The sequence below is a fragment of the Megasphaera sp. UBA4382 genome (assembly GCF_002391155.1).
Taxonomy (GTDB): Bacteria; Bacillota; Negativicutes; order Veillonellales; family Megasphaeraceae; genus Megasphaera; species Megasphaera hexanoica.
The window spans coordinates 2,004-13,905 of record NZ_DGRS01000038.1; the positions used below are offsets into that span (position 1 = coordinate 2,004).

Genomic DNA, 11,902 nt, shown 5'->3' on the forward strand with positions numbered 1-11,902 from the left:
GCAACTGGATCGGCCGCAGCGAAGGGGCCAACTTCTTCTTTGACATCCCGGAAATCGGTGAACGTGTAGAATTGTTCTCGACCCGTGTCGATACGATTTTTGGTGCCAGCTTCGTCGTCCTGGCTCCGGAACATCCCTTTGTGGAACGGATCATCAAAGGTAAGCCCAATGAAGCCGAACTGCGCGCCTTCATCGAAAAGATGCGCAATCAGAGCGATATTGAACGTACGTCCGATGACGCCGAAAAAGTTGGCATGTTCACCGGTGCCTATGCCATCAACCCGCTCAACCAGGCCAAGGTGCCTATCTGGATTGCCAACTATGTCCTCGTCGATTATGGTACCGGCGCCGTCATGGGCGTTGCCGGCCACGATCAGCGTGACTTTGAATTCTGCAAGAAATACAATATTCCCATCAAATATGTCATCCAGGATCCGGAAGGCAAGATCGACTACGAACACGATGACATCACCGAAGCCTACACGGGCGAAGGCTACCTCATCAATTCCGGTGAATTCAACGGTCTGTCTATTAAAGAAGGACAGAAAGCCATTACGAAATGGCTCGTCGATCACGACTATGGTCACGCGACGGTCAACTTCCGTCTCCGCGACTGGCTGATTTCCCGTCAGCGTTACTGGGGTGCTCCGATTCCGGTCGTTTACTGCGAAAAATGCGGCGAACAGCTCGTACCGGAAGACCAGCTCCCGGTCGAACTGCCGGAAGACGTCAAATTTACGGCGGGCGCTACGTCTCCTCTGGAAACGAGCGAAAAATTCCTCCACACGACCTGCCCGAAATGCGGTGGCCCGGCTATCCGCGAAACGGACACGATGGATACCTTCCTGTGCTCGTCGTGGTATCATTTGCGCTATACCGATCCGCGCAACACGGAAATGCCTTTCGATCCGAAGAAAGCCAATTACTGGATGAATGTAGATCAGTACATCGGTGGCATTGAACACGCCATCCTCCATCTGATCTACGCCCGCTTCTTCATGAAAGTCCTGTACGATGCCGGCTATGTTGATAAAGTCGAACCGTACGAACGCCTGCTCACCCAGGGGATGGTACTCCTCGATGGCAGCAAGATGAGTAAATCCAAAGGTAACGTCGTATCGCCGGAAGAAATTGTATCGAAATACGGTGCCGATACGGCCCGCCTGTTCATCCTCTTCGCCGCTCCGCCCGAACGGGATCTGCCCTGGTCGGATACGGGCGTAGAAGGCTCGTACCGCTTCCTGAACCGTGTATGGCGCATCGTCTTCCAGTACATGGATCTGGCGAAAGCCGGCGACGACAGCAGCCGTCCGTACACGGAAGCAGAAAAAGCACTGCGTCTCGTCGAATACACGTCCATCCGCAAAGTAACGGTCGATGTCAAAGGGGCCGATGACCACTACGCACTGAATACGGCAGTCAGCTCCATCATGGAATACGTCAACGCCATGTACAACTACGTGGACAAGAATACGTCCATCCGCAAGGATGTGGCCGTAGAAGTCGTAGAAAATCTGCTCAAGATTCTGGCACCGTTTACACCTCATATCACAGCGGAATTGTGGCAGAAAGTCGGCTTTGAAGGCGATGTCCACAAACAGGATTGGCCGAAAGTCGATGAAAGCGCCCTTCAGGTCGATGAAATCGAACTGCCAATCCAGGTCAACGGCAAAGTACGTGACCGCATCACCGTTCCTGTCGAAATGGGGAAAGACGAACTGAAGGAACTGGCTCTCGCCCGTCCTCACGTCAAGACCTTTACCGATGGCAAGCAGGTTGTCAAATTCATTGTCGTACCGAAGAAAATCATCAATATCGTCGTAAAATAATATAGGAAAAGGGGTGCCGCCGGGCATCCCTTTTTTTGCAGAAGGAGCCGTGTCATGAAAGATAAACTCACTCCCAACCGGACGGTGCATCACCTTACGTCCCTGAATAATACGCCCTGTGCTGTCATCCTGCCAATTCTCACCATTGGCGGGGAAGAACACATCCTCTTTGAAGTCCGGAGCAGCAAACTGGCCTGGCAGCCGCGGGATATTTGTTTTCCCGGCGGCCGTATAGAAAAAAGTGATGCCAGCGCCCTCGATGCGGCCATACGGGAAACGATGGAGGAACTGGGGGTATGCCGTGGCGATATAGACATATTGGGACCCCTAGATTATATTGAATCCATGGCGGGCGTCACTGTCTGGCCTTTTGCGGCCCGGATTCATACGCAGGATTTCACTTTGAGCCGCGGAGAAATAGCGGAAATATTTACGGCCCCCATTTCCTACCTTCGCTCGGTCCGGCCAGAGGAAAAGCATATGGAAATCGCCACCCGTCCCGGAGCTGATTTCCCGGAAGACGTCTTGTACAACAGCTTTCGCGGTGACCGCAGCTGGAAGCGGCGCAAAACATATTCCGTTTATATTTATCGGTATCAGAAGTGGCCCATATGGGGCATTACAGCTCATATCCTGCGACATTTCCTGTCCCTGTACGAGGCATGAGAGGAAAGAGAATAAAGGAAGATGATGCCACATGTATTTGTATCGGCAGGACCACTAGTCTGGTACGGCTATACGTTTTTGTACGGATATACAATATAGCTATATATGGCCTTTAAAAATGTTACTTTATAATTCAAACGTGTATTCATAAATCATTTATAAATATTTTGTAAACTATCGTTTGCAATGATAACTATTCAATCATGAAAAAAAGGAATAATTGCATTGTATAAATAGCGCCTTTTTCTATTGATTAAATACGTGAAAAGTTGTACAATGCAAGTGTAAGAGCTTGCAGGTCGGATACGTTTGCCTTGTTGCAAGCGACGTTCCGTATAGATAGTGTAAAATTTTTGTATTTATGCAGTATCAATGGCAGGAAAGAAGACCTTTTAGTTTTTACATAATAGATGTTTAAGGAGAGTGGGAACAGTATGGATTTTAAATTGAATGATCTGCAGAAAGACATCGTTAAAACCGTCCATGATTATTGTGAAAAGAAAATAAAACCGGATATCGGCGAACGCGATCACGCAGGTGATTTTGGCGAAGAACATGTAAAAGCTTTGATGCAGGACATGGGTATTGCCGGTATTTACTATCCTGAAGAATACGGTGGAATGGGCAATGACGGCGGCGATGTACTGACGTATATCCTCTGCGTGGAAGAAATTGCCAAATATGATGCCGGTATGGCAGCAACCGTTTCCGCTTCCATTTCCCTCGGTACCAACCCCATCTGGCAGTATGGTACGGAAGAACAGAAGAAAAAATATCTCGAACCGCTCGTAACGGGTGAAAAACTCGGTGCGTTCTGCCTGACCGAACCGGGTGCCGGCACCGACGCTGCTATGCAGCAGACGACGGCTGTCAAGGATGGCGATCATTACATCCTCAACGGCAACAAGATTTTCATCACCAACGGCGGCAAGGCCGATACGTACATCGTATTTGCCATGACGGATAAATCCAAAGGCACGAAAGGCATTTCCGCCTTTATCGTTGAAAAAGGCTGGGAAGGCTTTACCTTTGGCAAGAAAGAAGACAAACTGGGCATTCATACGTCCCAGACTATGGAACTCATCTTCCAGGATGTCAAAGTTCCGGCAGAAAACCTGCTCGGTGAAGAAGGAAAAGGCTTCATCATCGCTATGCAGACCCTCGACGGCGGCCGTATCGGCATCGCTGCCCAGGCTCTCGGCATCGCTGAATCTGCCCTTGACGACGCTGTCGCCTATTCGAAAGAACGTGTACAGTTCGGTCGTCCGCTCTGCAAATTCCAGAACGTTTCCTTCAAACTGGCTGATATGAAGATGAAGATCGAAGCAGCCCGTCTCCTGGTTTACAAAGCAGCCGAAGCCAAACAGGCCGGCGGCCGCTTCTCTCTGGAAGCTGCCATTGCCAAGAGAATGGCTTCCGATATCGCTATGGAAGTTACGACAGAAGCTGTCCAGATTTTTGGCGGCTATGGCTACACCGAAGATTACCCCGTTGCCCGTCATATGCGCGACGCCAAGATTACGCAGATCTATGAAGGCACCAACGAAGTACAGCTCATGGTTACATCGGGCTTCCTGCTCAAATAACCTATCCTTGTTTATGAGGCAGCCATTAGCGCTGTTGACATAAAAATTATTTTTAGGAGGCAACAGAAATATGGAAATATTGGTATGTGTCAAACAGGTTCCGGACACAGCAGAAGTAAAAATTGATCCCGTAAAACATACCGTCATTCGTGCCGGTGTACCGAACATCTTCAATCCGTTCGACCAGAACGCTTTGGAAGCTGCTCTTCAGTTAAAAGATAACCAGGGCGCAAAGGTAACTTTGCTCTCCATGGGGCCCCCGCAGGCTAAAGACGTTCTCCGTGAAGGTCTGGCTATGGGCGCTGATGAAGCATACCTCCTCACAGACCGCAAAGTCGGCGGTTCCGATACGCTGGCTACAGGCTATTGCCTGGCTCAGGCTGTTAAAAAAGTAGCTGAACTCAAAGGCATCGAACAGTTCGATATCATCCTTTGCGGCAAACAGGCTATTGATGGTGATACGGCACAGGTCGGCCCGCAGATCGCCTGCGAACTCGGCATCCCGCAGATTACCTATGCAGCAGCTATCGAAGTAAACGAAGAAGCTAAATGCGTAAAAGTAAAACAGCAGAACGAAGAAGGCTACATCATTACGGAAGCTAACTTCCCTGTCCTGATTACGGCTGTTAAAGAATTGAACGAACCGCGCTTCCCGACCATCCGTGGCACGATGAAAGCAAAACGTCGCGAAATTCCTGAACTCTCCGCTGATGACGTTAAAGCTGACGAAACCAAAATCGGCCTGAGCGGCTCCCCGACGAAAGTTCGTAAGATTTTCACACCGCCTCAGAGAACACAGGGCCTCATCATTCCTGTTGAAGATGACAACGACCAGGCAGCTGTTGATACCTTGATGGAAAAACTGACTGCTCAGAAAATCATTTAATTCTAAGGAGGAAAAGTGAAAATGGATTTAGCAGAATACAAAGGCATTTATGTCATTGCTGAACAATTCGAAGGCAAATTGCGCAACGTATCTTTCGAACTGTTGGGTCAGGCCCGCGTTTTGGCTGACACCATCGGTGACGAAGTTGGCGCTATCTTGATTGGTAAAGATGTAAAACCGCTGGCACAGGAACTGATTGCCCACGGTGCACATAAAGTATATGTATATGACGATCCGAAACTGGAAAACTACAACACGACGGCATATGCAAAAGTCATTTGCGATTTCTTCCATGAAGAAAAACCGAATGTATTCCTCGTAGGCGCTACGAACATCGGCCGTGACCTCGGCCCCCGTATTGCCAACTCCCTCCAGACCGGCCTTACGGCTGACTGCACGGGCCTGGCTGTTGACGACGACGGCAAGACCATCGTTTGGACTCGTCCGGCTCTCGGCGGCAACATCATGGCTGAAATCATTTGCCCGGACAACCGCCCGCAGATGGGTACCGTTCGCCCGAACGTATTCAAAAAACCGGAAGCTGATCCTAATGCCAAAGGTGAAGTTATCGAAAAGACTGCTAACCTCAGCGACGCTGATTTCATGACCAAATTCGTTGAACTCATCAAAATGGGCGGCGAAGGCATCAAAATCGAAGAAGCTGACGTTATCGTATCCGGCGGCCGTGGCATGAATGGTCCTGAACCGTTCACTGGCATGCTGAAAGACCTCGCTGACGTTCTCGGCGGTGCTGTAGGCGCTTCCCGTGCTGCTGTTGACGCTGGCTGGATCGATGCTCTCCATCAGGTAGGCCAGACAGGTAAGACGGTAGGTCCGAAAATCTACATTGCCTGCGGTATTTCCGGCGCTATCCAGCATCTCGCTGGCATGAGTGGTTCTGACTGCGTTATCGCCATCAACAAAGATGAAGATGCTCCTATCTTCAAAGTTTGCGATTATGGTATCGTAGGCGACGCATTCAAGATCGTTCCGCTCCTGACTGCTGCTATCAAAAAAATCAAAGGCTAATAGCTGAGATAAGTAAAGGACTGTAGCATGAAAGCAAAGGCTGTCATGCACAGTCCTTTTTTCTGTCTGAGGCAATAACATCAAACCCCAAACATCAAACTTCAAACCCTATTCCCCCTTGACAAGCTGCAAAGGCGGTCGTATAATTTACGCATACCTAGTGATAAGAAAACAGTTTTGACAAGGACATGACTGGTTGTTCGTTTTATACCAGAGAAGGGTACGGTGGTGAGAGTACCCCATAAGACACGACTTCGTTACCGCCTTGGAACTGGCATCCGGAATAGAGTATGGATGTCCGGTCGCACCGTTACCGCGTTCGAGTACAGCAGGTATTGTCTGCTGAACTAGGGTGGAACCACGTGAGCAAGCTCTCGTCCCTTGAGGACGGGAGCTTTTGTATTACAAAGGAGGATGTTTTTTATGGCAGAATTAATTTTGAAAGATGGTAGCAAGAAAGTATTTGCCGATGGCATTTCTCTTGCCGAAGCCGTCAAACAGCTTAGCAACAGCCTGGCAAAAAAAGTATTAGTCGCAAAGGTAAATGGAGAAGTAACAGACCTGCGTGAACCGATTACCGACGGTTCGACTGTTGAATTCCTCACCTTTGACGATCAGGCTGGCAAAGATACCCTTCGCCATACAGCATCCCATGTCATGGCCCAGGCTATCCAGCATCTCTTCCCGGGCGTAAAATTCGCTATTGGCCCGTCCATTGAAAACGGCTTTTACTATGACCTCGATACAGAACACCGCTTCACACAGGAAGATTTCCCGGCAATCGAAGCCGAAATGGCCAAGATCGTCAAAGAAAACTTGCCTCTTACGAAAGAAGTCGTATCCCGTGAAGATGCGCTGAAACTCTTTAAAGAAGCCGGTCAGGATTATAAAGTAGAACTGATCCAGGACCTGCCGGAAGACGCTGAAATTTCCCTCTACCGCCAGGGCGATTTCGTCGATCTCTGTGCCGGCCCCCATACAGCTTCTACGGGCGCTGTTAAAGCCTTCAAGCTGCAGACCGTTGCCGGTGCCTACTGGCGCGGTGACGAACACAACAAGATGCTCCAGCGTATTTACGGTACGGCTTTTGAAAAGAAATCTGACCTCGATGATTACCTCCACATGCTGGAAGAAGCCGAAAAGCGTGATCATCGTAAACTGGGCAAACAGCTCGACTTGTTCAGTTTCCACGAAGAAGGCCCGGGCTTCCCGTTCTTCCACGCCAAAGGCATGGTCCTTCGCAAGACACTGCTCAAACTCTGGTACGAACTCCATGATGAAGCCGAATACGACGAAATCAGTACGCCGACCATCCTGAGCCGCCATCTCTGGGAACAGTCTGGTCACTGGGATCATTACCGGGAAAACATGTATTTCACCACTATTGATGATGAACCGTACGCCATCAAACCGATGAACTGCCCGGGTGGCATCCTCGTCTACAAGAGCAACGTCCACAGCTACCGTGATTTCCCCATGCGGATGGCTGAACTGGGCCTCGTCCATCGTCACGAACTCCACGGTGCCCTCCACGGCCTGTTCCGCGTCCGCTGCTTCACGCAGGATGATGCCCACATCTTCATGCTGCCGAGCCAGATGAAACAGGAAATTTCCGGCGTCATGGATCTCATTGATAAAGCTTACAAGATTTTTGGCCTCGATTATCACGTAGAACTGTCCACCCGTCCGGAAGATTCCATGGGCTCTGATGAAATCTGGGATCTGGCTACGAAGACGCTGCGTGAAGTCATCGAAGAAAAAGGCGTTCCCTTCCAGATTAACGAAGGTGACGGCGCATTCTACGGCCCGAAACTGGACTTCCATGTCAAAGACTCCATCGGCCGTACCTGGCAGTGCGGTACTATCCAGCTGGATATGCTCATGCCGGAACGATTCGACATGACTTACATCGGCGAAGATGGCCAGAAACATCGTCCGGTCATGGTTCACCGTACCGTCTTCGGTTCAGTCGAACGTTTCCTGGGCATCCTCATTGAAAACTACAACGGTGCCTTCCCCGTATGGCTGTCTCCGGTACAGGTCAAATTACTGCCTATTTCGGACAAACATCTGGCCTATGCCAAAGAACTGCGCAAGAAATTCAAGAAGATGGGTATCCGCGTAGAAGTAGACGAAAGCAATGAAAAAATTGGCTACAAGATTCGCAAGGCCCAGATGGAAAAAGTTCCCTACATGGCTGTCATCGGCGATAAGGAAATGGAAAACAATACCCTCTCCATCCGCGACCGCGCCAAAGGTGATATCGGTGCACAGCCGGTAGACGACTTCATTGCCCATGTACAGGAATTAACGGCAACCCGTAAAGGCTGATCGATACAACGGCATAGGATAGACAAAAACAGGATCCGCTCCACGCGGGTCCTGTTTTTTCGATTATCAGGCAGAGTACGGACCATCTTCGGATAGGTGTTTGACGGTTTTTGCCGAATCCAGTAGAATAGAAGATAGAAAGGTGGTAGTATATATGATTATCAACTGGTTTCCCGGCCATATGTCCAAGGCCCGCCGGCTCATCGAAGACAATCTGAAAGTCATCGACGTCGTCATCGAACTGGTCGATGCCCGGATTCCCATGAGCAGTACCAATCCTATGATTGCAAAGCTCATCGGGCAGAAGCCGTCTCTGGTCGTTCTGAATAAAGCTGATCTGGCCGATCCGGACTGTGTGGCGGAGTGGCTGACTTATTATAAACAGCAGGGCCGCCTCGTGCTGGCTCTAAACAGCAAAGACAGTCGCAGCGTCAAACAGCTCCTCAGCAAGGTACGCCAGCTGGCCGCTCCCAAACTGGAACGGTGGAAGATGCGGGGGCTCAGGACCCGGTCGGTACGTACCATGATCCTGGGCATTCCTAACGTAGGTAAATCGACACTGATCAATACCCTGGCACACCGGAACGTGGCCAAAGCGGCCGATAAGCCCGGCGAAACCAAGGGCAAGCAATGGGTCCATCTGGGAGACAAGCTGGAATTGCTCGATACGCCGGGCGTGCTCTGGCCGAAACTGGAAAATCAGACCTATGCCTGCCGGCTGGCCGCGACAGGAGCCATTTCCGATACGGTCTTTGACATGGAAACGGTTATCTCCGAACTGATCCGGGAACTGGGTCAGTGGTATCCGGAAGAACTAAAAGGCCGGTTCAAGCTCGATAGCCTGGACGAAGCTCCACTTGCCACGGTCGAAGCCATCGGCCGCAAACGGGGATGTATCGTATCGGGCGGCACCGTCGATATGGAAAAAACGTACAAGCTCATACTGAAAGAGTTCCGCGAAGGCCGCATTGGTGCCCTGTCCCTCGACCGGGTAGAAGAACTCAGCGGGGAGGATGCGTAATGGAAACGGCAGCCTATAAACTGGCAGAGCTGAAAGCTATGCTGAAAGACGGACAGACCGACATCCCGGCCCTACTGCAGGCTATGAAGGAAGACTCCCGCGTGTCCGTACAAAAAGAAGCCGCCGCCTTTATGCGCCGCAAAGTGCGGGAAGAAAAAGAACGGGAACGGCTGCTTTCTATGTATACCTACGAAACCAGATTTTATAATGAAAACATCTATCACGTGGCCGGCATTGACGAAGCGGGGCGGGGACCCGTCGCAGGACCGGTTATGATCGCTGCCGTCATCCTGCCTCCCTTCTGGGAATGTCCCGGCCTGAATGACAGCAAAAAAGTACCGCCGGCCAAACGGGAACGGCTCTACGACAAAATCATGGCCGAAGCCGTCGCCGTCTCGTGCATCGCAAAATCGGAAAAAGAAATCGATGACCTTGATATCTATCACGCGACCCAACAGGGCATGTACGATGCCGTCCGGACCCTGTCCGTCCCGGCAGAAGCCGTCCTGGTCGATGCCATGCCTCTGCCGGCCCTTACGGTGACCCATCAGTCCCTGGTCCACGGCGATGCCCTCAGCGCGTCTATTGCGGCGGCATCGATCATTGCCAAAGTGACCCGGGACCGGCTCATGGAACAGTACGACAAGACTTACCCGGAATACGGTTTTGCCGTACACAAAGGCTATCTGACCAGACTACATAAAGAGGCCATCGAAACCTACGGGCCCTGCCCAATCCACCGGCGTAGTTTTGAACCCATACGGACGATGACTCACTTTCACAGAGGAGATGAATGATATGAAACGAATCGGATTTATCGGACTGGGCATCATGGGTGTCCCCATGGTCCGCAACCTGTGCAAGGCAGGGATGGATGTCACAATCATAGACAATGGACACGGCAACCAGAAAGCCATAGCGGAACTAAAACAGCAAGGGGTCCACACGGCACTGACGGGCAGGGAAACGGCCCGGAATCAGGATGTGGTCATCACCATGCTCCCCAGCGGGCGCATTGTAAAAGATGTCCTCACCGGTCCCGACGGCGTACTGGCCGGCATCCGCCCCGGTACGGTCCTCATCGACTCCAGCTCGGTGGCTCCAGTCGAATCGCAGGAATTTGCTGCCCTGGCACAAAAAGTCGGCTGTCCCTTCCTCGATGCACCCGTAAGTGGTGGCGAACCCGGTGCCATAGCCGGCACGCTGGCTTTCATGATCGGCGGCGACGAAACGGTGGCAGAAGGGGTCCGGGACGTCTTTCTGGCCATGGGCTCATCGGCCGTCGTAACAGGACCTAACGGGGCCGGATCGGTGACGAAACTGTGCAATCAGATCATGTGTTTCATCAATATCGCTGCCGTCTCCGAAGCCCTGGTGCTGGCCCAGAAAGCCGGTGCGGATCCTAAGAAAGTGTATGAAGCTGTGCGGGGTGGTCTGGCTGGCAGTGCCATACTGGAACAAAAAGCAGCCCGTATCTATGGCCGCGATTTTGCTCCCGGCGGATTCCTGGAAAGTCAGATGAAAGATATCAATCACGTCATGGAAACGGCACAGGAACTGGACGTCCCCCTGCTGCTGGCACCAATCGTACAGCAGATTACCCAGAGCCTCATGCAGGAAGGCCGCGGCCGGGAAGACAACAGCTGCATGGTGACCTTCTATGAAAAACTGGCCGGTATAACCGTACAGACAAAAGAATAAGAAAAAGGGACTGGGCATGACAGCATACTTCTGTGAAATATGCGTTCTTATCCAGTCCCTTTTCCGTAACACTCAGGAAAGCCCCCGTATATACGCTTCAGCCTTGCTGACCGACACGACGTCGATCCAGCCGGTCTTTATCAGGTGCCGGCAGATACCAAAGACGATGCCGTGGCCTGTGATGAAGTGCTGGAGTTCACTCAGCCGCGCTTCCCAGCCCGGAACAGAGCGATACCCCTCTATAGCCTGATCCAGCAGATTGTTTTCGGGCCACTCTTCGCGGAAATAGCTGTGGATGAATAAAAACAGATCGAGGACGCGGCCATCGATATGGAAGAATTTCATTTCATTTTCCCAGTCGAGAAAGGTAATCGAACGGGTAGCGGGATTCCATGCAATATCGCGCAGGGCGGGCCGGCCATGATGCAGTCCGTATGAATGGAGCTGGGCCAGGGCCACTCCTGCCTTGTGATAGGCTTCGGCCGCGTCCTGCGGATATTCCTTTACGATGCGCTGCAGCGGCCGGCCGCTGGCTTTCATGACGAAATAATCGGGACCCAGGAAGACGATGGCCGGCGCCAGAGGAATCCGGCTGTTCACCAGTCCGATTTTATAGACCTCCGTCAGATAGGCCGTGTGCGCGTTCTGCTTGGCAAAGCGGTTGCGCCCGTTGGACAGGCTGCGCTTGATAAAATACGATGTATCCTGATAGGTAAAAGACAGAACCCGCTTCTTCGGCTGTTTATCCATGGCCATGCGGGCAGCTTTTTCCATTTCCCTGTCATACATAGTGGTACCTCCATCCCAAAAAAGAGAACTGTATCTATTTTACATGATTTTTACAAAGAAGCAA

General features: G+C 51.3%; 10 protein-coding genes and 1 other annotated feature. Of the genes, 9 read left to right on the forward strand and 1 reads right to left on the reverse strand.

The window, feature by feature from the left end:
- From B4H10_RS04220 to B4H10_RS04260, 9 genes are all read left to right on the forward strand, one after another.
- Positions 1-1,829: leucine--tRNA ligase (locus B4H10_RS04220; protein WP_292018244.1), on the forward strand; the 1,829-nt coding region annotated here is incomplete at its 5' end.
- Between the two features lie 54 nt (positions 1,830-1,883).
- Positions 1,884-2,495 (forward strand): NUDIX hydrolase, encoded by a 612-nt coding sequence (locus B4H10_RS04225; RefSeq protein WP_059077324.1) that lies wholly within the window; start codon positions 1,884-1,886, stop codon positions 2,493-2,495.
- A gap of 434 nt (positions 2,496-2,929) precedes the next feature.
- Positions 2,930-4,081, forward strand: a complete 1,152-nt coding sequence (locus B4H10_RS04230; protein ID WP_059077323.1) for an acyl-CoA dehydrogenase — start codon at positions 2,930-2,932, stop codon at positions 4,079-4,081.
- 70 nt (positions 4,082-4,151) lie between these two features.
- Positions 4,152-4,967 carry an electron transfer flavoprotein subunit beta/FixA family protein gene (locus B4H10_RS04235; protein ID WP_059077322.1) on the forward strand — a complete coding sequence of 272 codons (816 nt, stop codon included), beginning with the start codon at positions 4,152-4,154 and terminating at the stop codon, positions 4,965-4,967.
- A 21-nt stretch (positions 4,968-4,988) separates the two neighbouring features.
- Entirely contained in the window at positions 4,989-5,996 is a 1,008-nt protein-coding gene (locus tag B4H10_RS04240; protein ID WP_075582160.1) for an electron transfer flavoprotein subunit alpha/FixB family protein, read from the forward strand.
- Positions 5,997-6,164: 168 nt separating this feature from the next.
- Positions 6,165-6,381: a binding site (T-box leader), on the forward strand.
- A gap of 38 nt (positions 6,382-6,419) precedes the next feature.
- Positions 6,420-8,327 (forward strand): threonine--tRNA ligase, encoded by a 1,908-nt coding sequence (thrS, locus tag B4H10_RS04245; protein ID WP_059077320.1) that lies wholly within the window; start codon positions 6,420-6,422, stop codon positions 8,325-8,327.
- Between the two features lie 154 nt (positions 8,328-8,481).
- Entirely contained in the window at positions 8,482-9,348 is an 867-nt protein-coding gene (gene ylqF, locus B4H10_RS04250) for a ribosome biogenesis GTPase YlqF (protein WP_292018245.1), read from the forward strand.
- Complete coding sequence (locus B4H10_RS04255) at positions 9,348-10,145, forward strand: ribonuclease HII (protein ID WP_170087708.1); 798 nt, start codon at positions 9,348-9,350, stop codon at positions 10,143-10,145. The genes ylqF and B4H10_RS04255 overlap by 1 nt, the downstream gene beginning before the upstream one ends.
- 1 nt (position 10,146) lies before the next feature.
- The gene (locus B4H10_RS04260; protein WP_292018246.1) at positions 10,147-11,049 is read left to right on the forward strand and encodes an NAD(P)-binding domain-containing protein; all 903 of its coding nucleotides are present in this window, start codon (positions 10,147-10,149) and stop codon (positions 11,047-11,049) included.
- Positions 11,050-11,121: 72 nt separating this feature from the next.
- Here B4H10_RS04260 and B4H10_RS04265 read toward each other — a convergent pair whose 3' ends face one another.
- Positions 11,122-11,838, reverse strand: a complete 717-nt coding sequence (locus B4H10_RS04265; RefSeq protein WP_292018247.1) for a hypothetical protein — start codon at positions 11,836-11,838, stop codon at positions 11,122-11,124.
- Positions 11,839-11,902: the final 64 nt, after the last annotated feature.